This window comes from Microbacterium sp. UBA3394 (assembly GCF_002358725.1).
Taxonomy (GTDB): domain Bacteria; phylum Actinomycetota; class Actinomycetes; order Actinomycetales; family Microbacteriaceae; genus Microbacterium; species Microbacterium luteum.
In genome coordinates this window covers 12,723-39,030 of record NZ_DEPK01000196.1, presented here as the reverse complement: position 1 = coordinate 39,030, position 26,308 = coordinate 12,723, and the positions used below count along the sequence as shown (strand labels likewise).

Annotated in this window: 21 protein-coding genes; 10 read left to right on the top strand and 11 right to left on the bottom strand. The window is 72.0% G+C overall.

What is annotated here, in order from left to right; all coding sequences use genetic code 11:
• Window positions 1-28 precede the first annotated feature (28 nt).
• A complete protein-coding gene (locus B4E30_RS11995) occupies window positions 29-670 on the bottom strand; it encodes an O-methyltransferase (RefSeq protein ID WP_286717153.1) in 642 nt (213 codons plus the stop codon).
• 72 nt (window positions 671-742) lie between these two features.
• Between B4E30_RS11995 and B4E30_RS11990 the strand changes: the two genes are divergently transcribed.
• Together B4E30_RS11990 and B4E30_RS11985 are read left to right on the top strand one after the other, a co-directional pair.
• On the top strand, window positions 743-1,117 hold the full coding sequence (locus B4E30_RS11990) for a Sec-independent protein translocase TatB (protein ID WP_228480977.1): 375 nt from the start codon (window positions 743-745) through the stop codon (window positions 1,115-1,117).
• A gap of 102 nt (window positions 1,118-1,219) precedes the next feature.
• Window positions 1,220-2,377: a carbohydrate-binding domain-containing protein gene (locus B4E30_RS11985; RefSeq protein ID WP_286795418.1), complete on the top strand. Its 1,158-nt coding sequence runs from the start codon at window positions 1,220-1,222 to the stop codon at window positions 2,375-2,377.
• A gap of 33 nt (window positions 2,378-2,410) precedes the next feature.
• Here the strand turns inward: B4E30_RS11985 and B4E30_RS11980 are convergent, their stop codons facing one another.
• From B4E30_RS11980 to B4E30_RS11970, 3 genes are read right to left on the bottom strand one after another with little or no spacing between them, the layout of a single operon-like run.
• The gene (locus B4E30_RS11980; RefSeq protein WP_071042930.1) at window positions 2,411-3,562 is read right to left on the bottom strand and encodes an Mrp/NBP35 family ATP-binding protein; all 1,152 of its coding nucleotides are present in this window, start codon (window positions 3,560-3,562) and stop codon (window positions 2,411-2,413) included.
• Window positions 3,559-4,095, bottom strand: coding sequence for a DUF1003 domain-containing protein (locus tag B4E30_RS11975; protein WP_071042931.1), 537 nt, complete (start codon window positions 4,093-4,095; stop codon window positions 3,559-3,561). Before B4E30_RS11975 ends, B4E30_RS11980 begins: the two co-directional genes overlap by 4 nt.
• Window positions 4,095-5,390 carry a magnesium transporter MgtE N-terminal domain-containing protein gene (locus B4E30_RS11970; RefSeq protein ID WP_194384978.1) on the bottom strand — a complete coding sequence of 432 codons (1,296 nt, stop codon included), beginning with the start codon at window positions 5,388-5,390 and terminating at the stop codon, window positions 4,095-4,097. The genes B4E30_RS11975 and B4E30_RS11970 overlap by 1 nt, the downstream gene beginning before the upstream one ends.
• A gap of 38 nt (window positions 5,391-5,428) precedes the next feature.
• On the opposite strand from B4E30_RS11970, the gene B4E30_RS11965 reads away from it, so the two are divergent.
• Window positions 5,429-6,091, top strand: coding sequence for a general stress protein (locus tag B4E30_RS11965; RefSeq protein WP_286717149.1), 663 nt, complete (start codon window positions 5,429-5,431; stop codon window positions 6,089-6,091).
• Entirely contained in the window at window positions 6,088-6,756 is a 669-nt protein-coding gene (locus tag B4E30_RS11960) for an alpha/beta family hydrolase (RefSeq protein WP_286717147.1), read from the top strand. The genes B4E30_RS11965 and B4E30_RS11960 overlap by 4 nt, the downstream gene beginning before the upstream one ends.
• An 8-nt stretch (window positions 6,757-6,764) precedes the next feature.
• On the opposite strand, the gene B4E30_RS11955 is transcribed toward B4E30_RS11960, so the two are convergent.
• The 3 genes from B4E30_RS11955 to B4E30_RS11945 form a co-directional block, all read right to left on the bottom strand.
• On the bottom strand, window positions 6,765-8,498 hold the full coding sequence (locus B4E30_RS11955; protein ID WP_414683061.1) for a gamma-glutamyltransferase family protein: 1,734 nt from the start codon (window positions 8,496-8,498) through the stop codon (window positions 6,765-6,767).
• A 64-nt stretch (window positions 8,499-8,562) separates the two neighbouring features.
• Window positions 8,563-9,984 (bottom strand): aminopeptidase P family protein, encoded by a 1,422-nt coding sequence (locus B4E30_RS11950; protein ID WP_071042936.1) that lies wholly within the window; start codon window positions 9,982-9,984, stop codon window positions 8,563-8,565.
• 43 nt (window positions 9,985-10,027) lie between these two features.
• Window positions 10,028-11,053: an endonuclease/exonuclease/phosphatase family protein gene (locus B4E30_RS11945; RefSeq protein ID WP_071042937.1), complete on the bottom strand. Its 1,026-nt coding sequence runs from the start codon at window positions 11,051-11,053 to the stop codon at window positions 10,028-10,030.
• Window positions 11,054-11,166: 113 nt separating this feature from the next.
• Here B4E30_RS11945 and B4E30_RS11940 point away from each other — a divergent pair, with 113 nt between their 5' ends.
• Entirely contained in the window at window positions 11,167-12,030 is an 864-nt protein-coding gene (locus tag B4E30_RS11940) for a PHP domain-containing protein (protein WP_286795417.1), read from the top strand.
• Window positions 12,031-12,043: 13 nt separating this feature from the next.
• On the opposite strand, the gene B4E30_RS11935 is transcribed toward B4E30_RS11940, so the two are convergent.
• Window positions 12,044-13,513, bottom strand: coding sequence for a DEAD/DEAH box helicase (locus B4E30_RS11935; RefSeq protein WP_071042939.1), 1,470 nt, complete (start codon window positions 13,511-13,513; stop codon window positions 12,044-12,046).
• A 215-nt stretch (window positions 13,514-13,728) separates the two neighbouring features.
• Here B4E30_RS11935 and B4E30_RS11930 point away from each other — a divergent pair, with 215 nt between their 5' ends.
• The gene (locus B4E30_RS11930; protein WP_071042940.1) at window positions 13,729-14,442 is read left to right on the top strand and encodes a ferritin-like fold-containing protein; all 714 of its coding nucleotides are present in this window, start codon (window positions 13,729-13,731) and stop codon (window positions 14,440-14,442) included.
• A gap of 30 nt (window positions 14,443-14,472) precedes the next feature.
• Here the strand turns inward: B4E30_RS11930 and B4E30_RS11925 are convergent, their stop codons facing one another.
• Window positions 14,473-14,763 (bottom strand): hypothetical protein, encoded by a 291-nt coding sequence (locus tag B4E30_RS11925; protein WP_071042941.1) that lies wholly within the window; start codon window positions 14,761-14,763, stop codon window positions 14,473-14,475.
• A gap of 3 nt (window positions 14,764-14,766) precedes the next feature.
• Window positions 14,767-14,991, bottom strand: coding sequence for a DUF3107 domain-containing protein (locus tag B4E30_RS11920; protein WP_071042942.1), 225 nt, complete (start codon window positions 14,989-14,991; stop codon window positions 14,767-14,769).
• Between the two features lie 174 nt (window positions 14,992-15,165).
• Between B4E30_RS11920 and B4E30_RS11915 the strand changes: the two genes are divergently transcribed.
• Both B4E30_RS11915 and B4E30_RS11910 read left to right on the top strand, forming a co-directional pair.
• The gene (locus tag B4E30_RS11915; RefSeq protein WP_286795423.1) at window positions 15,166-18,339 is read left to right on the top strand and encodes an ATP-dependent DNA helicase; all 3,174 of its coding nucleotides are present in this window, start codon (window positions 15,166-15,168) and stop codon (window positions 18,337-18,339) included.
• On the top strand, window positions 18,336-21,641 hold the full coding sequence (locus B4E30_RS11910) for an ATP-dependent DNA helicase (protein WP_194384982.1): 3,306 nt from the start codon (window positions 18,336-18,338) through the stop codon (window positions 21,639-21,641). The genes B4E30_RS11915 and B4E30_RS11910 overlap by 4 nt, the downstream gene beginning before the upstream one ends.
• Before the next feature lie 18 nt (window positions 21,642-21,659).
• On the opposite strand, the gene B4E30_RS11905 is transcribed toward B4E30_RS11910, so the two are convergent.
• Window positions 21,660-23,084 (bottom strand): phosphotransferase, encoded by a 1,425-nt coding sequence (locus B4E30_RS11905; protein ID WP_286717141.1) that lies wholly within the window; start codon window positions 23,082-23,084, stop codon window positions 21,660-21,662.
• Between the two features lie 77 nt (window positions 23,085-23,161).
• Between B4E30_RS11905 and nudC the strand changes: the two genes are divergently transcribed.
• Together nudC and B4E30_RS11895 are read left to right on the top strand one after the other, a co-directional pair.
• Window positions 23,162-24,067: an NAD(+) diphosphatase gene (gene nudC / locus B4E30_RS11900; RefSeq protein WP_071042945.1), complete on the top strand. Its 906-nt coding sequence runs from the start codon at window positions 23,162-23,164 to the stop codon at window positions 24,065-24,067.
• Window positions 24,064-25,824 carry an ATP-dependent helicase gene (locus B4E30_RS11895; protein WP_286795416.1) on the top strand — a complete coding sequence of 587 codons (1,761 nt, stop codon included), beginning with the start codon at window positions 24,064-24,066 and terminating at the stop codon, window positions 25,822-25,824. The genes nudC and B4E30_RS11895 overlap by 4 nt, the downstream gene beginning before the upstream one ends.
• The last annotated feature ends 484 nt before the right edge of the window (window positions 25,825-26,308 follow it).

Here is a 26,308-nt window from a genome sequence, read left to right as displayed (position 1 = left end):
GACCGGCCTTTTCGTGTGTGAGACCGGGTCAGCGAGGCTCTGCGGCGATGGTGGTCAGCTGGAGAAGGCCTTCGCCCACGATCGAGAGAGCGCCGATGACGGCGGATGAGGATTGCGTCTCCTGGATGAGGGAGCGGTATGCGGCTGTCGTCGGGTCGCGCCGCACGGGGTCGGAGACCGCCCCGCCACCGAGCACGCGCGGCACCAGCACCGTGCCGCCGGCGCGCACCAGGCGCAACCCGTGCTCGACGTACTCGATCACACCCTCGGGGTCGGCATCGACGAAGACGATGTCGTAGGAGGCCTCGTTCATGCGCGGGAGCACCTGGGCGGCGCGACCGGTGATGAAACGGGCTCGCGCGGCGGGCACGCGCGCGTCGGCGAAAGCCTGTCGGGCGGCGCCGAGGTGCTCGGGCTCGCTGTCGATCGTGGTGAGGGTCGCGCGAGGCGACCCGTGCAGGAGCCACAGGCCCGACACGCCCGCTCCGGTGCCGATCTCGACGATGTTCAGGGCGGCCGAGGCCGCTGCGATCACCGCGGCCTGGGCGCCGACTTCGGCGCTGATGGGCGCTGCGCCCAATTCCAGCGCGGCCGCGCGGGCACGTGCGATGTGATCGGGTTCGACGACGGACTCCGCCGCGAAGCGCCGATCGGCGTCTTGATCTGCCATGTCCACTCCTTCCGGATCAGCTTAGGTGCCGCATCGCGACGCGCCGCTGAGGCGCGACGGTAATCTGAAGGGGTGTTCAACGGCCTGACGTTCGAGAAGCTGATGCTGATCCTCGTCATCGCCGCCTTCCTGCTGGGACCGGAGCGGCTGCCGCGCTACGCCGAGGCGCTCGCGGGCCTCGTCCGGCGCGTGCGGGATTTCGCGCAGGGCGCGAGGACGCGCATGAAGGACGAGATGGGCGACGAGTTCGACGACGTCGACTGGCGGCAGCTCGATCCGCGCCAGTACGACCCGCGGCGCATCATTCGGGAGGCCCTCCTCGACGACCCGCCGGTTCCCGCCGCGAAGGCCGCGAAAGCCACGACGACAGCGGCTCCGGCGGTGAAGCCCGTCACGAGCAAACTCGAGCCCGGCACGCGGCCGCCCTTCGACAGTGAAGCGACCTGAGGGCGGGTTCGTATCGCCGACATCGCGCGGGCATAGGAGGCGCATAGGAGAGCGCGGTGCACTGATCTCACGACACACGCACCCCATCCGAAGGAGTCGACCATGCGACGACCGGCCCTGACAACCGCCGCTCTCCTCACCTCCGTGCTGCTGGTCAGCGGCTGCGCGGCGACCTCGGCGTCGTCCGACACCGCGACCGCCACGACCACGCCCTCCACCAGTACGGAGTCGACCACGTCCTCGACCGTGGACACCTCCAGCGAGAGCGGCGACATCGACTGGAGCACCCTGCCCACCACCGAGGTGGCGCTCACCGACGACGGGCTCACGATCACCGAGCCCGGAACCTCCGTGCTCACCGGATCATCCACCGGGCAGATCGTCGTCGACAGCGACGGCCTCGTGCGCATCATCCTCGACGGCGTCACGATCGACAGCGCGGACGGTGCGGCGATCCGCGTCGACAATGCCGAGACGACCGTCATCGAGCTCGCCGAGGGGTCGACGAACTCCGTCGCCGACGCTTCGACCCGCAGCGACGAGGAGATCGACGGTGCGATCTACTCCGCGGACGATCTCGTGATCACCGGGACGGGCTCGCTCGAGGTCGCCGCGAACTTCGCGGACGGCATCGTCGGCAAGGACGATCTGTGGATCGAAGCGGGAACGATCGCCGTCTCGAGCGTCGACGACGGCATCCGTGGCACGGACTCGCTCACGGTGACCGGCGGCACGATCGACGTCGACGCCGCCGGGGACGGGATCAAATCCAGCAACGACACCGACGCCGGGGCCGGGCAGCTGGTCGTGTCGGGCGGTGAGATCACCATCACCAGCGGTGACGACGCCGTGAAGGCCGAGCAGCAGGTCACCATCAGCGGCGGAGTGATCGACATCGTGTCCTCCGTCGAGGGTATCGAGGCGCCCGTCATCGTGATCGAGGGCGGTCAGACGAGCGTCAACGCATCGGACGACGGCGTGAACGCGGCCGCCTCGGCCATCGTGACCAGCGGACTGTCGATCTCGATCAGCGGCGGCGACCTCAGCATCGTGATGGGTTCCGGCGACACCGATGCGGTCGACAGCAACGGAGACCTCTCCATCAGCGGCGGCACGATCGACATCACGGCGCAGTCCGCGTTCGACTACGACGGCAGCGGGACCCTCACGGGCGGCACGATCACCGTCAACGGGGAAGAGGTCACGGAGCTGTCGAACCAGATGATGGGCGGCGGCATGGGCGGCGGCGGGCGTCCCTGAGACGACGTCTCCCGAAGAGGCACCCGGTCGCGCTCAGCCGGTCGTGAACGGCAGCGCGCGGCCGGGCAGATCGCGCGGCCGTGCGGCGAGAGCCTTCGCCAGCGCCGTGATGGCGCGCGCGGCCGGGTCCTCCGGGACAGCGATCACGCCGGGCACACCGTCGTCGCCGGCCTGACGGAACGCCGGACTCAGGGGGATCGATGCGACGACCTCCACTGGCTCGGAGGCGGTGGTCAGCGCATCCGCCACCGCGCGTCCGCCGCCGGAGCCGAACACCTCGAGCGCCGTGCCGTCGGGAAGAGACAGGGCGGACATGTTCTCCACCACGCCGATCAGGCGCTGTCCGGTCTGACGGGCGACGAGCCCGCTGCGCACCGCGACGTCGGACGCGGCCGGCTGGGGCGTCGTGACGACGAGCACCTCGGCGTGAGGGAGGAGCTGGCCCACCGAGATGGCGACGTCTCCGGTGCCCGGCGGCATGTCCAGCAGCAGCACGTCGAGGTCACCGAAGAACACGTCGGTGAGGAACTGCTGCACGGTCCGGTGCAGCATCGGACCGCGCCAGGCCACCGCGCCCACCGGCCCGTCGGCGTCACCGCGACGCAGGAACATCCCGATCGAGACGACCTTCACGCCGTACGCGACCGGCGGCAGCATGAGGTCGTCGATCCGGGTCGGCGAGGGTGCTCTGCCGTCGGCGTCGACGAGTCCGACCAGGCCCGGGATGGAGAAGCCGTGCACGTCGGCGTCGATGAGCCCGACGGAGAGGCCCTGTTCGGCGAGCGCCACGGCCAGGTTGGCCGTCACACTCGACTTGCCCACGCCCCCCTTGCCGCTCGTGACGGCGATGACGCGCGTGAGCGAATCGCGGCCGAACGGCATCTGCCGTGCGGGTCGCCCGTCGCGGAGCTTGTCGGTCAGGGCCCGGCGCTCGTCGGGGGTCATCACCCCCACCTCGAGGTCGACGGCGTCGACGCCGGTCACCGCCGCCGCTGCGTCGGTGACATCACGCGAGATGCGGTCGGCGGCGGGGCATCCGACGATGGTCAGAGCGATCGCGACGTGCGCGGTGCCGGCGTCGACGCTCACCTCGCGCACCATGTCGAGATCGCTCAACGGGCGGCGCAGCTCGGGATCGATGACCGAGCCGACGGCCGTGCGGACGCGGGATGCGAGGTCGCTCACGTGGTGGAGGACTCCTTCCGCGGGGCGTCATCGAGGTGCGTGAGCATCTTCTTCAACTCTCCGCGGAGCACGTCTTTGGTGAGCACATCGCCCTTCATGTCGTTGACCGCCATGCGGAGAGCGACGATCTCCCTCGCGAGGTACTCCGTGTCTGCCAGGTTCCGCTCGGCACGCTGTCGGTCCTGCTCGATCTGCACGCGGTCGCGGTCGTCCTGGCGGTTCTGGGCGAGCAGGATGAGCGGAGCAGCGTACGACGCCTGGAGCGAGAGCATGAGCGTCAGGGCGGTGAAGCCATTCGCCGCCGAGTCAAACCGGAGGTCGACCGGCATGAGGGTGTTCCACGCCAGCCACGCCGCGCAGAAACCGCTCAGGATCACCAGGAACGCCGGCGTGCCCATCGCACGTGCGATCCACTCGGTGAACCGCCCGAAGCGATCACGGGAGGGCTGCGGGGTGCGCCCGAGAACACCGGAGCGCCCGCGGGGCGCATCGAGGCCTCTGATGCGGGTGTTCTGCTTGCGCTCGCGAGCCATCATCGCCTCCTCGTGGGGATCGCGGCGGTCGTGGTCGGAACGGCGGGCACCTCGGGGCCCTCCGTCTCGACCGAACGCCAGTCGTCCGGCAGCAGGTGGTCGAGAACGTCGTCGATGGAGACGGCCCCCACCAGGCGTCGCGCGGGATCGACCACCGGTACCGATACCAGGTTGTAGCTGGCGAGCATGCGCGCGACCTCGGACGCCGCCGCCGTCGCGGGGATGGGGTCGACGGAGTCGTCGATGATGGCGCCGAGCCGCTCGTGCGGCGGGTAGCGCAGCATCCGCTGGAAGTGCACGGTGCCCAGGAGCCGGCCCGTGGGGGTCTCGTAGGGCGGGAGGGTGATGAACACCGAGGCCGCCAGCGCCGGATGCAGCTCGTGGCGCCGGATGAGGGCGAGAGCCTCGGCGACGGTCGACTCCGCCGACAGGACGATCGGCTCGTTCGTCATGAGGCCGCCGGCGGTGTCGGGGCCGTACTTCAGCAGGTCGCGCACATCTTGCGCCTCCTCGGGCTCCATGAGGCCGAGGAGCTGCTCCGATCGCACCTTGGGCAGCTGGCCGAGGAGATCGGCGGCGTCGTCGGGTTCCATCGCGTCGAGGATGTCGGCGGCGCGCTCATCGTCGAGCTGCTCGAGGATGTGCACCTGCTCGTCTTCGGGCATCTCTTCCAGCGCGTCGGCCAGGCGGTCGTCGGGAAGCTCCTCGGCCACTTCGATCAGGCGATCCTCGGGGAGATCGAGGAGGGTGTTGGCGAGGTCGGCGGGCTTGAGCTCGGAGAAGCTCGCCACCAGCTGCTCGGCCGATTGCGCTTCGCCCGGCTCCTGGTCTTCGCGCACCTGCGACCAGGTGGCGAAGGTCGTCGCGCCCTTCGAGAAGGGGGATCCTCCCGTCTTGGGTCGCCGCAGGAAGAGCTGGCCGATGTCCCAGTCCCCGAGGCGGCTGCGCTCGATGGCGACGTCCTCGATGACGGCGGTGCCGGATCCGTCGCGCAGGAAGACGCGACGACCGACGAGCTCGGCCATGACCCGCACCTCGCCGCCGCGCTGCTGGAAGCGGCGCACGTTGATCAGGCCGGTGGTGATGACCTGGCCCGGACGGATCGAGGTGACACGGCCGATCGAGAGGAACACGTGACGCCGACCGGGGATCTCCACGATCAGCCCGACGACCCGGGGCGGGTCATCGGCACGGAAGATGACGACCACGTCGCGCACCTTGCCCAGCCGGTCGCCCGCGGGGTCGAAGACGGCGCAGCCGGTCAGGCGGGCGATGAATACCCTCTGCGTGCTCACGATTCCAGCGTAGACCGGCGTCGTGGGAGGATGGAGGAATGAGCATGATCGGCGGACGCGGCTCCCAGGCCACCGGAGAGGTGGGTCCCACGGTCGCGTCGTTCCCGACGTACGAGGCCGCGCAGAAGGCGGTGTCGGAGCTGATCTCCGGGGAGATCCCGGCTCGTGAGATCGCGATCGTCGGCACGGGACTGCGCTCGGTCGAGCGGGTGACCGGCCGTCTCGGGTACGCGTCGGCCGCTCGGTCGGGAGCGATCAACGGGCTGCTCCTGGGGCTGTTGTTCAGCGCCGTGGTCGTACTCGGATCTCCGACGGTTCCCATCCAGGTCTTCGTCGGCGTGCTGTTCGTCGGCATCGCGATCGGGATGCTCTTCAGCATCGTGACCTACTCCCTCGTGCGCCGTCGGCGCGACTACGCCTCGGTGATGGCCGTCGTCGCGGACACCTACGAGGTGACCGTCACGGCCAACAGCCTTCATCGTGCCCGACAGGTGCTGGGCCCCCGGGCGAACGGGCCCGCCGGGACCGACCCCGCCGTGCCCGGCCCCGCCGTGCCCGGCCCTCCCGCACATCCTTCCGACCCGCCGGCTCGCCCGTCGTCCACCGACGCGCCCGACCGGCCGGTCGCGCCGCCGCAGTACGGCGAGCGCGTCGACCCGGATGCGCCGCGCCGCGCCGAGGACGACGTCCCCGGCTCGTGAGCGCCGACACCGTCGAGGTGGAGCTTCCCGCGGGCACGGTGCCGGTGAGTGCCGCCACCGCGGTCCCGGCCGAGCCGTGGGCGGTCCTGGCGGTGGCGCACGGTGCCGGCTCGCGGTTCGATCATCCCGGCGTGACCGGCTTCACCGACGCGCTGAACGCGTGCGGCGTCGCGACGGTGCGCTTCAACTTCCCATACGCCGAGGCTGGTCGGCGCATGCCGGGCCCACCCGCGCACGCGATGACGGCATGGGAGGCGGTCGCCACGAAGGTGACGTCGGAGTTCCCGCATCTGCCGTTCTTCGCCGCGGGGCGCTCCTATGGCGGCCGGATGGCGTCGATGGCCGCCGCAGAAGGCCTCCTGCGCCCCCGGGGATTGATCTATCTCGGCTACCCGCTGCATCCGCCGGGCAAGCCGGAGAAGCCGCGTACGGAGCATCTTCCCGCGATCGTCGTGCCGCAGCTGTTCCTCTCGGGAACGCGCGACGCCTTCGTGCAGCCGCTCGAGCAGCTCGACGAGGCGGTCGCGGCGTGCCGGGACGCCACCCTCGTGACGATCGACGGGGCCGGGCACAGCTTCGAGGTCGCGGGGCGACGTCGATCAGCCGACGAGGCGGCCGCGCACCTCGCGCCGATCGTCGTGGACTGGATGCGCGCCCGGGTTTGAGCGTCTGGTCACCGCCCGGCGGCGTACCCCTGCATGCCGCGGGCGTTCGCGGCTGCCCACAGCACGCCGTCGTCATTCCGTCCCACCGCGGAGACCCTGCCGAGCGCCCACGCGCCCGCGCGCGTGATCCGATGCCCGCGCGCGGCGAGGGCGTCGATCACGTCGTCGCCCAGCCGGTCTTCCACGACCGCGCCCGCCGGGGTCCAGGTGCGCGGCCAGAACGAGTCGGCGAGGGCCGTGGTGTGCAGTGCGGGCGCGTCGATCGCAGCCTGCGGGGAGAAGCCGCCGACGAGGATGCGCAGCAGAGTGAGCAGCTGCCACTGGTCCTGCTGGTCGCCGCCGGGCGATCCGAGCGCCATCCGAGGGCGGCCGTCGCGCAGCACGAGCGTCGGGGTGAGCGTGGTGCGGGGGCGCCGTCCCGGCCGCAGAGCGGACGGTCGCCCCGGCTCGAGCCACGTCATCTGCAGTCGGGTCCCGAGGCAGAAGCCGAGCTCGGGTATCGTCGGCGATGACTGCAGCCAGCCGCCCGACGGCGTCGCGGCGACGACGTTGCCCCACCGGTCGATGACATCGATGTGGCAGGTGTCGCCCCGCGTGTGCCCGGTCCGGTCGACGGTCGGCTCCCCGGTGCCCGCAGCCGCGGCGGGCGAGCCGGTGCGCAGCGGCGGAACGAACGGCGTCGCGCCGCCGGGGGATCCGGGTCGGAAGTCCGCGGCGGCGGTGGGTCCGATGAGGTCGCGACGCGCCGCGAGATAGTCGGCCGACAGGAGCGCCTCGAGGTCGACCTCGTCGTCGCCGAACCAGGCGTCGCGGTCGGCGTAGGCCAGCTTCTGCGCCTCGAGGATGTGGTGGGCGCCCGCCTCCTGCGACGGATCGAGCAGATCGTCGGCGAGCGGCTCGAGCATCCCGAGCACCGCCAGCAGCGCGGGCCCCTGCGTCCACGCGCCGGCCTTGACGATCTCGTGGCCGCGGAAGGTCGCGCTGACCGGCTCCTCGTACCGGGCATCGAATCCCGCGATGTCCTCGGCGGTGAGGACGCCGGCATGGTCCCGGCCGTCGGAGTGACGGTGCGGCGTCGCCGCGAAAGCCGACGCCGCGCGGGCGACCTCGCCCGTCTTCCACTCCCGTCGAGCGGCGTCGACCCGCGCGGCGCGGCCCACGGGGCCGTCGTCGCGCACCGGGCACGTTGCCTGCACGAGGCTCTCCAGGACCTCCGCGTACGCGGCGTTGCGGATCAGCTCGCCCGCCCGCGGAGCCGCTCCGCCGGGCAGCCACTGCGCCGCCGAGGTCGGCCACGACTCCCGGAACAGGCCCTCGACGCGGGCGATCGTGGCCGCCGCGCCCGCCACCAGCGGATGGCCATCGCGCGCGTAGCCGATGGCGTACGCGAGAACGTCGCGCAGCTCCCACGTGCCGTGGTCGCGCAGCAGGAGCAGCCACGCGTCCACGGCGCCGGGCACCGCGGCGGCGAGGGCGCCTGCCCCGGGCACGAGATCGAGACCCTCGGCCCGCAGATGCGCGATCGAGGCGCCGGCCGGCGCCGGGCCCTGGCCCATGAGCACGCGCGGCTGCTCGCCGGCGGGTTGGATGAGGCCGACGAGGTCACCACCCGGACCGTTCAGATGCGGTTCCACGACGTGCAGCACGAAAGCGCCCGCGACGGCCGCGTCGAAGGCGTTGCCACCGCGCTCGAGCACCGCCTGAGCGGTCGCGGTCGCCGTCCAGTGGGTCGAAGCCGACATGCCGAAGGTGCCGGTCAGCGTCGGCCGCGTCGTGAAGGCGGGCTCTTCGGTGTAGCTCACGGCGTCAGGATGTCGCCCGCGCGATCCAGGCCTCGACCTCGTCGGCGGTGCGGGGGATCGCCGCAGAGAGGTTCTCCACGCCGTCCTCGGTCACCAGCACGTCGTCCTCGATGCGCACACCGATGCCGCGGTATTCCTCCGGCACCGTCAGGTCGTCGATCTGGAAGTACAGTCCGGGCTCGATCGTGAACACCATGCCCGGCTCGAGCAGTCCGTCGTAGTACATCTCGCGGCGGGCCTGTGCGCAGTCGTGCACGTCGATGCCGAGGTGGTGACTCGTGCCGTGCACCATGTAGCGGCGGTGCTGCCCGCCGCGGTCGGCGTCGAGGGCCTCCTCCGCCGTCACCGGCAGGAGCCCCCACTCGGCGACCCGGGCGGCGATCACCTCCATGGCGGCCGCGTGGACGTCGCGGAACCTCACCCCGGGCCGGGCGACGGCGAACGCGGCGTCCGCCGCCTCGCGCACCGTCTCGTAGACACGCCGCTGGGTGTCGGTGAAGGAGCCGGAGACCGGGAGCGTGCGGGTGATGTCGGCGGTGTAGAGACTGTCGACCTCGACGCCGGCGTCGACGAGGATGAGATCCCCCGGCGCGACCGCCCCGTCGTTTCGCGTCCAGTGCAGGTAGCACGCGTGCGGCCCCGAGGCGGCGATGGTGTCGTAGCCCTCACCGTTGCCGTCGCTGCGGGCGCGCAGGTGGAAGACGCCCTCCACGACGCGCTCGCCGCGAGGGTGGGCGACGGCACGGTCGAGATGGCGCACGATGTCGTCGAAGCCGCGAGCGGTCGCATCCACCGCGAGGCGCATCTGGGCGATCTCGTAGTCGTCCTTGATCAATCGAAGCTCGGAGACGGCACGCGTGAGGTCCTCATCCTCGCCGAGGACGAGGTCGTCCTCGGCGCCGGCGAAGTCGTCGATGTGCGCGGTCGCGATGCCGAGGTCGACGGCGACGCCCTCCCGCGCGGGACGGGGGCCGATCCAGAACTCCCCGATCGACGCGTCGGCGTAGAACTCCGCGGTGGTGCGGTCGGCGCGCTCGCGGAAGTACAGCGTCGCCGTGTGACCGTCCGCGACCGGGTCGAGCACGAGAACGGAGTCCGGCTCGGAGTCGGAGGCCCAGCCGGTCAGGTGGGCGAAGGCCGAGTGGGCGCGGAAGAGGTAGTCGGTGTCGTTGCTCCGCTGCTTCAGCGAGCCCGCGGGGATCACCAGCCTTCTTCCGGGGAACGACGAAGACAGCTTCTTGCGCCGGGCTGCCGCGAAGGGGGCCTGGTCACGCTGCGGCGGTGCGGAATCCGGCCGCGGGGCCCACCCGGTGGAGATGGTGTCGAGGAAGCCCTGCGGAAAGGGCTGCCGACGATTGGTGCCGCTGTCGTGCGTGGTCTCCGCCGTCTCGGTCGCCGCGATCGTGTCGCTGTCGCCAGTGCTCATCTGTTCAGTCTCGCACTTGTGAGCCCGGGCGTCACCGGGCCGATCATCGGGGCTCGTACTGCACCACGAGAGGTCGGTGGTCGCTGCCCGAGCCGTCGGTCGACTGCAGCACGAGCGACCCGGTCGCCACCCATGACGGCGATGCGAGGATGTGGTCGATGGGTGCGCCCACGTGGGAGGGCAGCTGCGAAGGCCACGTGCCGACGGCGCCGTTGCCGGTCTCCGAGGCCGCGTCCAGGCATCGACCCAGCGTGCCGCCGTCGATTCCGTAGGCGGCAAGATGGTCGACCGTGGCGTTGAAGTCACCCGCCATGATGACGTTGTCCTCGGCGCACTGGTCGGCGAGCCACTGCAGGTCGCTGCGCCACTGCGCCATGTCGTCGACGCGCGGGGCGACCGCGTGGGCCGCGACGACGGTCGGACCGTCGCCGGAGGTCGGCATCACGACCGCGCTCGGGACGGTCGAGGTGTTGCTCGAGCCGTCCTGCGAGGATTCGATGACGGCGTAGTCCCCGAGGTCGGGGGAGATGAGGATCGTCGTCGAGAGGGCATCCCATCCGGCGTCCTGGCTGCCGAACGTGGCGTGGTGCACCCACATGGGGCGCCCATAGTCCCGCATCGCGATCGCGACCTGCTCACCTGTCTCCGCGCTCGTCTCGGGCAGGGTGACGATGTCGGCCTGCATCGCCACGGCGATCTCGGCTATCGACGCCGCCGACGTGTTCCCGCTCCCGGCGGTGTTCCAGGTCATCACCCGGATGCTCTCCTCGGTCGACGCGGGGAGGGCCTCGGTGCCCCACCCGCGCCCGTACAGGATCGCGCCGTTGCCGGCCGCGGCCAGCAGGCACACGATCGCGAGGGTCGTGGCGAACGCCCGGAGCGGTCGGATCAGCGCGACCAGCAGCGCCAGCAGGGCGAGCACCACGAAGGCGGCTGCGACGAGGCCTCGGAAGGAGACGATCTGCGCGATGGGGAATCGGTCCTGGACGCGGAACACGTCGGGTACCGTCACGATCGCCGCCGCGAGCGCGAACGCCGCAGCGGCGACGAACCCGAACACGCGCAACACGACACGAACCCTATTCGCGCAGACTGAAAGAAGCGTCAAGGTCGGCACGGTGCGCCCTGGATCGCCCTTCCGGCCGGGCATCGGACGCGCTGGCGGACGCTACCCTCGGAAGAATGCAGCGGTCGGGTCGATGTGAGGGGCCGGGCGATCTGCATCTGCACTCGACGCACTCCGACGGGACCGAGCCGCCCGCGCAGGTCATGGCCGCAGCCCACGCGCACGGCATGCGCACCGTGGCGCTCACCGATCACGACACGACCTCCGGGTGGGCGGAGGCGGCAGACGCCGCGACGTCGCTGGGCATGACGTTCGTGCCCGGCATGGAGATGTCCTCGCAGCACGAGTGGCGCAGCATCCACGTGCTCGCCTACCTGTTCGACCCGGACGAGCCGCGCCTGCGCGCGATGACCGACCGCGTGCGTCGCTCGCGGCTGCAGCGAGCTCGGATCATGGCCGACCGCATCGCGCGCGACTACGACATCACGTGGGAGGACATCGTCGCCCAGACGAGCACCGGCGCGACCGTCGGACGCCCGCACATCGCCGACGCCCTCATCGCCCGCGGCGTCGTCGCCGACCGCGGCGAGGCGTTCTCGACGATCCTCGCAACGGGCGGCGACTACTACGTGTCGCTGTTCTCGCCCGACCCGGTCGAGGCGGTCGAGCTCATCGTGGGCGCCGGGGGAGTGGCGATCATCGCGCATCCGGCCGGCCGGGCCGGGATCCCGCCCAAGCGCCTGCTGACACGCATGCTGGATGCGGGACTTGCCGGCTTCGAGCTCGGTCACCGCGAGAACCTCCCGGCCGCGGTGGCGACACTGCGCGCGCTCGCCGACGAGCGGGATCTGATCGTCACCGGATCCAGCGACTACCACGGGCTCGGAAAACCCAATCAGCCGGGAGAGCACACCACGAGCGAGGCGATGCTCGAGCGACTGATCGACCGCGGGACGGGCTGCGCGCCGGTCTTCCCGTGAGCGGTGATGCCGCTCAGGCGGTGCCGGCCGCGCCCTCGCGCGGGCCGCGCGGTCCTCGCCGGCGACGGCGGCGCGGCGCGGGGCGTCCGTCGTGGTGCTCCTTGCCCTGACCGTCGTGCGTGCCGGCCCCGTCGCTCTCGCGGTCGGATGCGTCCGCGCCGCGCGCGGCTTCGCCCTCCGCCGGGCGGGGTCCGCCGTCGGATCCGGTGCTGCGGCGGCGGCGACGGCGTCGCGGCGACCCGTCGCCGCCGTCACCGGCTTCGCGTCGGGGTCCGTCGGCCTTCTGGGCCTTCGGAGCGGTCGCCATGCGCCCCTTCGTGCCCGCCGGGATGTCGAGGTCCGTGTACAGGTGCGGGCTCGACGAGTAGGTCTCGGTCGGCTCGGGCTGGCCGAACTCCAGCGCTCGGTTGATGAGCGCCCACTTGTGCAGGTCGTCCCAGTCGACGAAGGTCACCGCGATGCCCGTGCGCCCGGCCCGGCCGGTGCGGCCCGCGCGGTGCAGGTAGGTCTTCTCGTCGTCGGGGATGGTGTGGTTGATCACGTGTGTGACGTCGTTGACGTCGATGCCGCGCGCAGCGACGTCGGTGGCGATCAGGACATCCTTCTTGCCCGCCTTGAACGAGGCCATCGAGCGTTCCCGCGCCTCCTGGCTCATGTCGCCGTGCACAGCGGCGGCGTTGAAGCCCCGGTCGCCCAGTTCGTCGACGAGCTTCTGCGCGGCCCGCTTGGTGCGCGTGAAGATCACCGTCTTGCCGCGGCCTTCGGCCTGCAGGATGCGCGCGATGACCTCGTCCTTGTCGAGCGAGTGGGCGCGGTAGACGAGATGGCGGATGTTCGCCTGGGTGAGACCCTCGTCGGGGTCGTTCGCCCGCATGTGGATCGGGTTGGACATGAAACGCCGGGCGAGGGTGACGATCGGCCCCGGCATGGTCGCGGAGAACAGCTGCGTGTGGCGCACGGCCGGCACCTTCTGGAAGATCTTCTCGATGTCGGCGAGGAAGCCGAGGTCGAGCATCTTGTCGGCCTCGTCCAGCACGACCTCGGTGGCGTTGGAGAGATCGAGCAGACGCTGATTGTTGAGGTCGATCAGGCGTCCGGGCGTGCCGACGACGATCTGTGCTCCGGCCTTCAGCTGGTCGATCTGACCCTCGTAGGCCTTGCCGCCGTAGATCGCCACCACCGAGGTGGAGCGGTTCGAGGTCAGCATGTCCATGTCTTCGTAGACCTGCACCGCGAGCTCACGCGTGGGCACGACGATGAGCGCCTTCACCCCCGGCTCGGGGTTGTGGCCAAGACGCTGGACGACGGGGATGCCGAACCCGAACGTCTTGCCGGTGCCGGTCTTGGCCTGCCCGATGATGTCCTGCCCCGGCAGGCCCAGCGGGATCGTCTGCTCCTGGATGGGGAACGCGTCGACGATTCCTCGTGCGGCGAGGGCGTCGACGATGTCCTGGTCGACGCCGAGTTCGGCGAAGGTGGTCACGGTGTGGGAACCCGTCCGGCAGTGAGACGCTGCCTGTGGTCGGCCCCGGGCGCATCCGTGGCGCACGCTGGGGCGAAAGTGTGTCCACGCCCTTCTCTCAACCACGGGCGCGGTGCCCCGATCCGACGCCGGGGACCGAACCAGGATAGCCGAGGGCGCCGCGCACGCCGCGCGGCGGGCCGCGCGGACCCGCGTGGCGGCCTAAGGTGGAGGCCGTGGTGACCTGGTTCTGGCAGCGGCGTCCGCAGGGGCGCCTGCTTCAGCTTCGCTCCCGCGGCGAGCTCGGCGACGCGATGCGGGTGGACTTCGAGGAACTCGCCCCGGAGATCGCCACCTACCTCGGCCAGGCCGCCTATCTTCAGCTGGGGTTCTTCGAGACGCTAAGCGAGCTCATCCAGACCACGCCGGAGCTCGCGCAGAAGGAGGCCGTGTCGCGCGCCGCGGGTGCCGCGCTGACCAAGCACGAGGAGCTGGTGGCGCTCATCCGCGATCGCGGTGAGGACCCCACCAATCTGATGCTGCCGTTCCGCGAGCCGCTCGATGCCTTCCGGCGGGCGACGCACGGTCGACGGCCGCAGGAGACGATGCTCTCCGTGCACATCACCGCGGGGCTGCTCGATGACTTCTACCTCGCCCTCTCGGCCAGCTACGGCGAGGCCGGCCGCCGCGTGGCTCGTGTGCTTCGCGCCGACAACGACCGCCAGGCGATCGTCGACATCGTCGCCGAGACGATCGCCAGCGACCCCGAGTGGAAGGCGCTCCTTGCCATGTGGGGGAGACGCCTGGTGGGCGACACCCTCCTGATCGCCCGATCGGCTCTTCGCCCGACCGCGCTCGACGCCGACGACGAGGAGAAGGTCGAGCCGGTCTTCACCGAGCTCATGGCAGCTCATTCACGACGCATGGACGCGATGGGCCTGGCTGCCTGAGGGCCCGGCCGGGTGTTCCGGCTACGACCGTCAGTCGATTCCGAGCGCTGCCCTCTCGCGGGCATCGTGCGTCAGGCGAACCCTCGCCAGCAGAAGCGCCGCCGGCCAGCACACCACCGCCGGCACGACGAACGCCGACAGCCACGGCCACAGCGAGTCGATGCCGATGCCGGCCCAGGTCAGGGCGAGCCACGCCACCCCGGCGGCGATGGTGCCGAGAACCGGGATGACCGCCGCCCCGCGCGTCTGGCGATGGGGCACCTGGAGGTGAGCGGCGATCCCGATCGCCGCGCCGATGATGAGGGCGATGAGGATCTGCATCGATCAGGCGACGAAGCCGACGCGGCGGGATTCCTCGCTGCCGAGCTCGACGTAGGCGAGCGCCGCGGTGGGCACCAGGTAGGAGTTGCCCTTCGCGTCGGCGAACTCGATGTGCGCGGCGCCGGAGTCCAGAGCCGTCGCGACGGAGCTCTTCACGTCGGCGGCCGACTCGTTCGTGTCGAAGTTCAGCTCACGTCCGGTGTTCGCGATGCCGATGCGGATCTCCACGTCACATACCTCCTGGCGACTCGGGCCGGTACGGCCCGCACCCGCGGGGTTCTGCGGGTGCACGGCCAGCCTACGGCACCCGCACGCCCGGCTCCCGGGCCTCGCGCACGCTCTGGGCGAACGCGCGCGGGCCGGGACCGGGATGTCGGCGGCGGCGGCTAGCGTCGTGGCGTGATGACTTCCGTCGCGAGCGCCTTCCCCGCGTCCGCCGCCGACGCCGCGTCCGGCCCAGGGGTGCGCGCGGAGAACCTCGACGATGCGCAGCGCGCGGTCGTGGCGTCGGCGATCGGGGCATCCGGAGTCGTCGTCGGCGCACCGGGCACGGGCAAGACCACCGCCGTCGTCGCCCGCGTCGTGGCGCTCGTCGAACGCGGGGTCGACCCGGACGAGATCGTCGTGCTCACGCCCTCCCGGCAGACCGCGACGGCGTTGCGGGACCGCCTGGCCGTCGCGGTCGGCACGGCGACGTCGGGGCCGCTCGCGCGGTCGGTGGCCTCCTTCGCGTTCGCGATCGTGCGATCGTGCGCCGTCGCGGCGGGCGCCGAGCCGCCCCAGCTCCTCACCGGCGGCGACGAGGACCAGATCATCCACGACATGCTCGACGGCGACGCAGAGGACGAAGCGCTGCCGGGGGCGGTGAGCCGATGGCCGTCCGGGCTCGGGGCCGGCATCCGTGACACCACGGGTTTCCGATCCGAGGTGCGCGCCTTCCTCGCCGAATGCGCGACGCTCGGGCTGGACCCTGTGCGGCTGGACGCTCTCGCAGCCGACCACGACGTCGCGGAGTGGCGCGCGATGGCGTCGTTCCAGCGCGAGTACGTGCGCGTGCGCGCCGGGATGCGCGGCGCCCATCGCGATGCCGCGGGCCTGGTCCGCGAGGCGGTCAGCCTGGTCGCAGCGGGAGCGGTGGGGGTGGAATCGATCGCGCGCATCCGTCATCTGCTCGTGGACGACGCCCAGGAGATGACGGCCGGGGCCGTCGATCTCCTCGACGCCTGCCGTGCGCGCGGCATGAGCGTGCTCGCGTTCGGTGACCCCGATGTCGGTTCCGGAGCGTTCCGCGGCGCGACGCCGCAGAACTTCGCCCGCCTGGCGCGCGTCCTCGGGTCGGTCGCTGTGCTCGGCGCCGCGCACCGGGGCACAGCGCACTCGACCGACGTCGTTCGCCGGGTCACCCAGCGGATCGGAGCCGCGGGGGTCGTCGCGCACCGATCCGCGCCCGGGGATGGCGTGCCCGACGGATCGGTGCGCGCCGTGACGGTCCGCTCGGCCGCCGAGGAGTACGACGTCATCGCCCGGATGCTGCGGGAGCGACACGTGCACGACGGCGTTCCGTGGCGCGAGCTCGCCGTGATCGCCCACGACACCCGTCAGGTGACCGGTCTGCAGGCCGAACTGTCTGCGCGTGACGTGCCCGCCCTCTCGCCCGGTTCCGCCCAGGCCCTCGGACAGATCGCACCCGTGCGCGATCTGCTGCGCCTGATCGAGATGGCCGCCGCCGACCGGTGGAGCGCGGATGAAGTCACGGACGCGCTCCTCGGCGTGACCGGGCGACTCGACCCGATCGAGCTGCGCCGGCTGCGGTCCGCCCTCCGGCACGCCGAGGTGGCCGCCGGCGGCGAGCGTGCGGGTCGGGAGCTCCTGCTGGCCGCGATGCGCAGCCCCGTCGAGTTCGACATCATCGATGCGCGCGAGGCGCGACGCGCCGCCGCGCTCGCGCGGACCCTGGCTCATCTCCGCGACGAGCTGGAGCGGGGTGCGAGCGCCCACGAGCTGCTGTGGGCGGCGTGGGAGCGGTCCGGCCTGCAGAAGCCGTGGGCGCGGACCGCAGCGGGTCACGGTCCGATCGCGGATCAGGCCGGGCGGGACCTCGACGCCGTCGTCGCGCTCTTCCAGGCGGCGAAGCGGTTCGGTGAGCGCTCCGTCGACGCCGACCCGCGTGTCTTCGTGCGCAGCGTGCTCGATGCGCGTGTCGCCGAGGACCGACTCGATCCGCCTCCGCACGACGACGTCGTGCGCGTGCTCACTCCGGCGGCGTCGCTCGGGCTCGAGTTCGACACCGTCGTCGTCGCCGGCGTTCAGGAGGGGGTGTGGCCGAACACCCGCCTGCGCGGAGGACTGCTGCACACCTGGCGCCTGGCCGACGCTCTCTCGCGCGATGACGAGCATGCCCCGTCGACCCTGGACCGACGTCGCGCCGCGATGCACGACGAGCTGCGGCTGCTGGTGCGGGCGCTCAGCCGCTCCCGGGCGCGCACCGTCGTGACCGCGGTGGACGACGACGACACCGGCCCGAGCGTTTTCTTCGAGTTCCTCCCGCCCGCCGAGTCGGTCGCCGTCGAGCATCCGCTGTCGCTGCGCGGCCTCGTCGCCGCCCATCGGCGCACGCTCACGACGACGCGCGCGATCCTCGACCCCGGCGCGGCGGCGGCCGCTCGCGCGCACGCGGCCGCACAGCTGGCCCTGCTCGCCGACGCGGAGGTGCCCGGGGCGGACCCGACGCACTGGTACGGCGTTGCCGGACCGACCTCCACCGGCCCGCTGCGCGACCTCGAGCGCGAGCACATCCGCGTGTCCCCCTCACGCCTCCACGCGCTGGAGGAGTGCGAGCTCAACTGGGTGATCGCCGACCTCGGTGGAGACCCGGGCGGCGTCACGGCGGGGCTCGGCACGATCGTCCACGCGGCGCTCGAGCATGCCGTCGAGACGTCGGAAGAGGCGCTGTGGGCCGTCGTCGAGGCGCGCTGGGGCGAGCTCGCCTTCGAAGCCGGCTGGCGTGAGCGCGCCGAGAAGGCGCGTGCGCGCGACCTCATCCGGCGCCTGCACGCCTATCTGCGCCGCTTCGACGGCGACGGGGGTCGCCTGATCGGCGCGGAACCGCACTTCGAGGTCCCCCTCGCCGTCGTCGGTGCCGAGGACGCACCTCACGGCATCGTGCTCTCGGGATACATCGACCGCGTCGAGCTCACGCCGGAGGGCACTGTCGTGATCGTCGACCTCAAGACCGGGAAGCGGGAACCGCAGACGGACGCGAAGGTGGCCGACAACCCGCAGCTGGCCGCGTACCAGCTCGCGTTCGAGTCCGGTGCCATTCCCGAGGCGGTGGGGCATCCCCCGGGCGGCGCGCAGCTGCTCGTGCTGCGACCCACGTCGAAGGCGGACTACGTCACGCCACGCCAGCCGCCGTTCGACGAGGAACGCCGCGCGGCGTTCCACGCCCGCATCCAGGAGGCCGTCGCCGTCATGCGGGCGACGTCCTTCGCCGCACCCTACGAGGAGCACTGCCGCGACGAGCACGCCTACGGGCTGTGCCGCATCCACACCATCGGGGCGGTGAGCGCGTCGTGACCGTTCCCGCCGTCGTCCTCGCCGCGGCGCTCGGTCAGTACCCTCCGACGCCGGAGCAGACCGCCGTCATCGAAGCCCCGCTCGCTCCGGCGCTCGTGGTCGCGGGAGCCGGGAGCGGCAAGACCGAGACGATGTCGGGACGGGTGGTGTGGCTCGTCGCGAATCGACTCGTGCGCCGGGACGAGGTACTCGGTCTCACCTTCACGCGCAAGGCCGCCGGTGAACTCGCCGACCGCATCCAGAGGCGGCTGGCGCGGCTGGCCGAGTTCGACGCGCGAGGTCTGCTGCCGCACCTCGAGCGCCTTCACGCCGAGGGGCGGCTCGAGGTGTTCGCACGCATCGAGCGCGCGGGGGGTCCGGCCCTCGCGCGACGTGCGGCGATGGAGGAGCTCGCCGTCGCCGTCGGCGCCACGCCGCGCGCGGCCGGAGAGCTCGACGACGAGTTGCTGCACCGGCCGACCGTGTCGACGTACAACGCGTTCGCCGACCAGATCGTGCGCGAACACGCCGTGCGTATCGGCCGCGACGCCGAAGCCGCGGTGCTGAGCGAGTCGGCGGCGTGGCTGCTCATGCGGCGCGTCGTCTTCGCGTCCGACGATGAGCGCCTCGAGGAGCGGGGCGAGGCGGTGCGATCCATCGTCGATGCGGCGCTGCGCATCGCACGCGACGCGGTGGACAATCTCGTCGACCCCGAGGAGCTCGCGGCGTTCCCCGAGCGCTTCTCGGGTGTGCTCGAGCGGCCCTCCACCACCAAGCGCACCGTCGTCTACAGAGACGTCGAGGTCGCCGAGAACAACGTGCGCGCGCTGACGCTGCTGTCCGACCTCGCGCGCGAGTACGCGGCGCAGAAGCGACGCCTCGGCGTCATCGACTTCTCCGATCAGGTCGCCGGCGCCCTCGAGGTGGTCGCGGCGCATCCGCCGGCGGCCGACGAACTGCGCGACCGCTATCGGGTCGTGCTGCTGGATGAGTACCAGGACACCTCCGTCGCCCAGACCGATCTGCTTGCGTCTCTGTTCGCCGGAACGGCGGTGATGGCCGTCGGGGATCCGCATCAGGCGATCTACGGCTGGCGGGGGGCGAGTGCCGGCAACCTCGGCGGATTCGTCGACGCATTCGCTTCGGAGCAGACCTGCGCGCGCTTCGCGCTCCTGACGAGCTGGCGAAACGGCATCGGCGTCCTCGACGCCGCGAACGCGGTGCTCGCGCCGCTCGCCACCTCCTCGCCGGTCGCCGTCGCCGAGCTCCGGCCGCGACCGGATGCACCGGCCGGGGAGGTCGAGATCGGCTTCGACGACGCGCTGGACGCCGAGACCGATCGGGTGGCACGGTGGTTCACCCGGGTCCGCGCGGAGCGTTCCGCGCGAGGACGTGCGACCACCGGTGCGATCCTGTTCCGATCCAAGAAGCACATGGTGCGCTTCGGCGACGCCCTCGCGCGGCACGGCATCCCGCATCGCATCCTGGGCCTCGGCGGCCTGCTGTCGACCCCCGAGGTCGTCGATGTCGTGAGCGCACTCCGGGTGATCAGCGACCCGTCGGCGGGCTCGGCCCTCATCCGACTCCTCGCCGGTCCGCGCTGGAGCATCGGGCTGCCGGACCTGCGCGAGCTGTCGGCGCTGTCTCGACGTATCGCGTCGCACGACGAGGCGCTGCGGCCCCTTCCGGCAGAGGTCGTGGCGACGATCCGCGGAAGCGCCGCGGACGATGCCGGGTCGTTGTCGGACGCTCTCGACTTCGTCGTGCGCCACGGCCCAGACCACGGCTGGCTCTCGGGGTTCACCCGCGAAGCGGTGACGCGCCTCACCGAGGCGGGCGCGGTCTTCGCGGGACTCCGTCGTGCCGTCGGCATGCCCCTACCCGAGCTCGTGCGCCTCATCGAGAGCGAGCTGCGCCTGGACATCGAGCTCGCCGCCAACGAGTCTCGCGGACCCGCGCGCATCGCCTCGGCCCAGCTGCGCGCATTCGTCGACGAGCTGCACGCCTTCCTCGCCGCCGACGAGACCGGTTCGATCGCGAGCCTCCTCGCGTGGCTCGATCACGCCGAGCAGCTCGACGAGTTCGCGCCGCGCACCGAGCCGCCCGAGGACGACGTCGTGCAGCTGCTCACGATCCACGGGTCCAAGGGGCTGGAATGGGACGCCGTGGCCGTGGTGCGGCTCGTGAAGGACGAACTGCCCAGCGCCCCGCGCGACACGAAGGGCTGGCTCGGCTTCGGCGTGCTCCCTTACGCTTTCCGCGGCGACGCCGCCTGGCTTCCGGACTTCCGGTGGCGCGCGGACCTCGCCGAGACCCAGCAGGACCTCAAGACGAATCTCGACGCCTTCGTGGCCGAGAACCGTGCCCGTCAATTCGACGAGGACCGGCGGCTCGCCTACGTCGCGGTCACACGCGCGCGGGATCACCTGCTCCTGACCGGCTCGACGTGGTCCGGCACCAAGCGTCCTCGCGAACGGAGCGTCTTCCTCGAAGAGGTCGCTCGCGCGATCGGCACGGAGCTCCCCGCGGACGAGGTCGGCGAGAACCCGTATCTCGGCGAACGACGCGTGCTGCACTGGCCTCTCGATCCGCTCGGGGAGCGACGCGAGCTGGTCCTGTCCGCCGCGGGCGCGGTCGGTGACGCGATCAGCGCGCCGCGCACCCGGCCCGACGACGATCTGGCCCTGCTCCTGGCCGAACGCGAAGCTCGCGCGCGACCCCGTTCGGGCGGTGCGCCCACGCGCATCGCGGCATCCCGCTACAAGGACTTCGTGTCGGACTACGACGGCACCGTCGCGCGGCTGTCACGGCCGTTGCCGGAACGACCGTACCGGCAGACCCGGCTCGGGACGCTGTTCCATGCGTGGGTCGAGCACCGGTCGGGCCTCGTGGGCGCGGGAGGATCCCTCGACGACGCCCTGTGGGAGTCGGACGACGAGTCGGCCGACGCTCCGGCTGCCGGCGACGCCGATGCGGATGCGCTCGGCGCGCTGCGGCGCACGTTCGAGCGCAGCGAGTGGGCACCGCTGCAGCCTCTCGAGGTCGAATCCGAGATCGACTTCACCATCGCCGACCTCGACGGCGCCACGCACGTGGTCATCTGCAAGCTCGACGCGGTCTACCGCCGCGACGACCGCGACGGACGGATCGAGATCGTCGACTGGAAGACCGGCGCGCCGCCGCGGAACGACGCCGAACGCGCCGAGCGCATGCTGCAGCTGGAGCTCTACCGTCGGGCCTACCACCACAAGCACGGTGTTCCGCTCGCAGAGATCGACGTGGCGCTGTACTACGTCGCCGACGATCTCGTGCTGCGCGCCTGACCCGGCCGGAGGGGTGCTTCAGTCGGCGAGCCAGCGGCGGAGCGCGGCGTCGGATGCTCGCTGCGCTTCGGCCGCATCGTCGGGCTCTTCGGGGTCATCGGCGGTGCGGGTGGCGGCGCGGCGGGCCGTGTCGGACCCGGTGGCGGTGACCAGGGGTCGCGGCACGTCGCGCTCGGTGATCGGGGCGCGTGAGACGGGTGCGGGCAGGTCTTCGTCGGCCAGCGGCGCGGTCTCGGCGAAGGTGATATCCGACCAGATCGGCTCGGGAGCCTTCACCTCCGGCGCATCATCATCCACCGGCTGCTCATCGAGGAGGGGTCCGGTCGCCGATCGCGCCCGCTCGACGGCACCGGCCAGATCGGTCGTCGACTGAGCATCGTCATCCGAGAGCCACGTCGACAGCTCCTCGGGATCGTACGTGTCGGTGTGCATCGACGTGTCCACGCCCGCGGCGGGAGCCTCGGGCGTGCGGTCCAGGAGCGCCAGGGCCTCGTCGACGCTCGAGCCCGCCCGGGGCACCACATCGTCGTGCCCGACCCCCTCGGCGAGCGACTCCAGCAGTTCCACGGCGTCGTGGACGATGTCTTCGCGCCCCGATTCGTCGCCGTGGACGAGCCAGCGTGCGAATTCCAGCTCGGCGTACATGCGGGCACGCTCGCGCACCAGGCCGTCCGGTGCGCGCCCGCTCGCCGCGCCGTAGGCGTCGAGGACGTCGTCGGCGGCGTCGGGCGCCCCCGCGAGCCATTGCAGATCGACAGCCGGGTCTCCGACCTGGAGCCCCTGCCACTCCAGCAGACCCACGACGGCGGGTGCATCGTCCACCTCATCGAAGAGGAACGAGGCCGCGGTCGCTCCGCCGAGCGTCACCGCCGACTCGAAGCGCCAGAGCTGCTCCGACGACACCGCGCGGCGCCATCTCGCCAAGAGCGGAGCGGGGACCCGACGCGTCGCCTCAGCGCGATCGAGCAGGTGCGTGACGTCGTCTCGTACCTGCGAGGGGGTGCGCACCGGCAATCCCTCGGCGCGGACGATCGACGGGGGCAGGCCGTGCAGTGCGGCGAGGGCTTCACCCAGTGAGGTGGCCACACCGCGCCCGGCGGGGATGTGAGCGGCATCCACCCGGTACCCCTCGAGGAGGTCGACCACCAGCACGCGGTGCGCGTCGAGCGACGTCTCGCCCAGAAGCTCGGGCGCGCGGTACGGCAGCAGACTGCGCACGCCCGGCGTGAGCGCCCGCAGCGCCCGGGCCTCGGCGGCCAGGTCGGCCGAGCCTGCGGCGTCCACGGGCACGCGGACCACCACGCGTCGTCCGTCGTCGAGCTCGGCGACAGCCGCGTCGTACCGGCCGGCCGCTCCCTCGGTCAACGCTCTCACCGCGACCACGACGGCCTGCGGAAGAGCCGATGTCACCGTCGCGGCTAGAGTGAGAGGTGAGCGTGCCATGAGCCCAGGGTAGGTCGGTGACCCCCGCGCCCGGCCGCGCCACGCCCGGCTCCGCGACCAATGCAGGAAGGTCCTCGATGACGGCGCAATCGCATCCTCCCGTCGCCATCGGGCTGGCGGTCGACCGGTCGGCCGAGGAACGAACGCTCGACGGACTCATCGATGCGGCCGTGGCCGACAAGGACACGGTCGTGCTCGCGCTCGCTCGCGATGCGGCTCCGCTGGCCGCCCGCGACGCGCTGGCCTGGATGTCGCCCTGCGAGGTGCCCGCGCCCGATGAGTGGGCATTCCTCGGCCGTCGCCCCGACGGCCGTGCCGTGCTCGCCGCCGTCTACGTCGACGATGAGCCGCCGTTCGACGCTCCCGGCGGGTGGGGCGGGCTGCGGGTGGTGGGGGCCGACCTCGACCCCGCCGAGGCAAGCGTGTTCACCGAAGCGCTCAGCCTCGCCCGCTGGCTGCGCGATTCCCCCTTCTGCCCCGCGTGCGGTACGCGCACCGACGTGCGCATGTCCGGGTGGTCCCGACACTGCGCGTCCTGCGGGCGCGAGCACTTCCCCCGGACCGACCCCGCGGTGATCGTCGCGGTCACCCACCCGCACGATCCCGACCTGCTGCTGCTCGGCTCGAACGTGCTGTGGGGCGAGGACCGATTCTCCTGCTTCGCCGGGTTCAACGAGGCCGGGGAGTCCCTCGAGGACACCGTCGCGCGAGAGCTGTACGAAGAAGCGGGCGTCGCGTTGACGGATGTGCGCTACCGCGGGTCCCAGTCCTGGCCGTATCCCCGTTCGCTCATGGTCGGCTTCCTCGCCACGGCGGTCGACGCTCACGCGGTGCGCCCGGACGGCGAGGAGATCGTGGCGGTGCGGTGGTTCCACCGCGATGAGATCGGTGCCGCTCTGTCGGGCCGCGGCCCGGTGCAGCTCCCCGGGCCCGCTTCGATCTCGCGCCGCCTCATCGAAGGCTGGCACGGCGGGGTCGCGTGAGCGCGCTCGACGGACTGGACGACCGCCAGCGAGAAGCCGCACGCGCCCTGCGCGGGCCGGTCGCGGTGCTCGCGGGCGCGGGCACCGGCAAGACCCGGGTGATCACCCATCGCATTGCGCACGGCGTGGAGACGGGAGCTTTCACGCCGAATCGCGTGATGGCGGTCACCTTCACGGCGAAGGCGGCCGGCGAGATGCGCGGGCGGTTGCGGGCGCTCGGCGTCGGCGGGGTGAGCGCACGCACCTTCCATGCCGCGGCGCTGTCCCAGCTGAACTACTTCTGGCCCACGCTCGCCGGCGACAGCGCCCCGGCCGTCGTCGACAACAAAGTGCGGCTGCTCGCGCATGCCGCCGACACGGTGGGGATGGACCCGGACACCGGGACGCTTCGTGACATCGCGTCGGCGATCGAGTGGCGCAAGGTCACGATGCGTTCGATCGAGGATTATGCGACGGCGCGTCCCGACGGCGTCGGGCGCTACGACATCTCGCGCATCGTCGACCTGCAGCGGGCCTACGAGAAGCTCAAGGACGAACGGCGCCAACTCGACTTCGAGGACGTGCTTCTGGCGTGCGCGGGCATGCTCGAGACCGAACCGGCGGTCGCGCATGCCGTGCACGAGCAGTACCGCCACTTCACCGTCGACGAGTTCCAGGACGTCTCACCTCTGCAGCATCGGCTGCTCGAGCTCTGGCTCGGCGACCGCCGGGATCTGTGCGTGGTGGGGGACGCCAGTCAGACGATCTACTCCTTCGCCGGCGCCGACGCGCGGTATCTCCTGGAATTCGCCCATCGGCACGCGGACGCGACGGTCGTGCGTCTCGAAACGAGCTATCGGTCGGATGCGGGCATCCTGCACGCGGCCAACGAGCTCATGCGCGGTCGCCCCGGCGCGCTCCGGCTGGAGCCCTCGCGCGTCCCCGCGTCCGACGGGGCGGCCCGGGAGCCGGAGGCGACCGCCTACGAGGACGAAGCGGCCGAAGCCCGTGGAATCGCCGCGGCCGTCGCGCGGCGATTGAGCTCCGGCGCCGATCCCGCCTCGATCGCCGTGCTCTACCGCGCGCACGCGCAGTCGGCGGAGATCTCCGCCGCGCTGTCGGATGCGGGGGTGCCCACCACGGTGCTCGGCGGGCGGCGATTCTTCGACATGCCGGAGGTGCGACAGGCGGTGCTCGCCCTCCGCGGGGCATCGGTCGCGCCGATCGACGGCGACTTCGTCGACGCGGTGCGCGACGTGCTGCGCTCCCTCGGGTTCACCGCCGAGGCGCCTCCGGCCGGCGGCGCCCTCCGCGACGCCTGGGAGGCACGGGCTGCTCTGCTGCGCCTGGCCGAGGAGGCCCCCGAGGGCACGACCCTGCGTGCGTTCACCGATGAGCTCACCGCCCGTGCCAAGACGCAGGACGAACCCGCGCTGCGCACGGTCACGCTGGCGACACTCCATGCGGCGAAGGGCCTCGAGTGGGACCACGTGCACCTGGCCGGTCTGGCCGAGGGACAGCTGCCCATCTCGTACGCGCAGTCCTTCGAGCAGATCGACGAGGAGCGTCGACTCGCCTACGTCGGGATCACGCGGGCACGGCGAACGCTGTCGCTGTCCTGGGCGCGGGGGGTGCGAGATCGGGATCCGTCGCGGTTCCTGCAGGAGATCGGCATCCGCAGCGCTCGGCCGGCCGGTGCATCCGCCGGGCCGGCGACGCGTCGGGGCGCAGCGCCCACGAGACCGTCCCAGCGACCGGGGGATGCGGCGCCTCGGTGAGCAGCCGAGCCGCGAACAGGCCGGCCTCGCCGGCGATCGCCGGCGACGAGGGCGGCGGGGGTGAGCCGAGGAGCTGCGCCGCCACGGCCGGCCACCACGGCTCGCGCTCCGTTCGAACGGTCGCGACGCACGTGAGGCATGCCGTCTTCCCCGGGAGGACGAGGGGGCCGACCTCGGCGCCGGAGCAGGTCGCCACGATCGGGAGGTGCCGGCGGTCATCCGCCATCAGCCGCGCCGTCACGCGCGGATCCAGCACGTGGGAGGCCACGACGATCAGGGGCGCGTGATCGTGGTCGACGATCCGAACGCCCGCGGCGACGAGACCGTCGTGGACGCCCGCGTAGACGCACGGGTCGACGGCTCCGCTCACGCGGAGCATCACCTGTTCGCCCGCCGGAGCGTCGTCGTCGCGCAGCGCCGGCGCGATCGCGGCGAGGAATTCCGCCGCCTCCGCTGCGGGTGCGCCCATGGCGCCCGCGACCCG

Coding starts and splice junctions, on each gene's coding strand:
- nudC (WP_071042945.1), top strand. CDS start 23,162: ATGACGGCGCAATCGCATCCTCCCGTCGCCATCGGGCTGGCGGTCGAC.
- B4E30_RS11925 (WP_071042941.1), bottom strand. CDS start 14,763: ATGCAGATCCTCATCGCCCTCATCATCGGCGCGGCGATCGGGATCGCC.
- B4E30_RS11950 (WP_071042936.1), bottom strand. CDS start 9,984: ATGAGCACTGGCGACAGCGACACGATCGCGGCGACCGAGACGGCGGAG.
- B4E30_RS11975 (WP_071042931.1), bottom strand. CDS start 4,095: ATGGCTCGCGAGCGCAAGCAGAACACCCGCATCAGAGGCCTCGATGCG.
- B4E30_RS11940 (WP_286795417.1), top strand. CDS start 11,167: ATGCAGCGGTCGGGTCGATGTGAGGGGCCGGGCGATCTGCATCTGCAC.
- B4E30_RS11905 (WP_286717141.1), bottom strand. CDS start 23,084: ATGGCACGCTCACCTCTCACTCTAGCCGCGACGGTGACATCGGCTCTT.
- B4E30_RS11955 (WP_414683061.1), bottom strand. CDS start 8,498: ATGTCGGCTTCGACCCACTGGACGGCGACCGCGACCGCTCAGGCGGTG.
- B4E30_RS11965 (WP_286717149.1), top strand. CDS start 5,429: ATGAGCATGATCGGCGGACGCGGCTCCCAGGCCACCGGAGAGGTGGGT.
- B4E30_RS11985 (WP_286795418.1), top strand. CDS start 1,220: ATGCGACGACCGGCCCTGACAACCGCCGCTCTCCTCACCTCCGTGCTG.
- B4E30_RS11915 (WP_286795423.1), top strand. CDS start 15,166: ATGACTTCCGTCGCGAGCGCCTTCCCCGCGTCCGCCGCCGACGCCGCG.
- B4E30_RS11995 (WP_286717153.1), bottom strand. CDS start 670: ATGGCAGATCAAGACGCCGATCGGCGCTTCGCGGCGGAGTCCGTCGTC.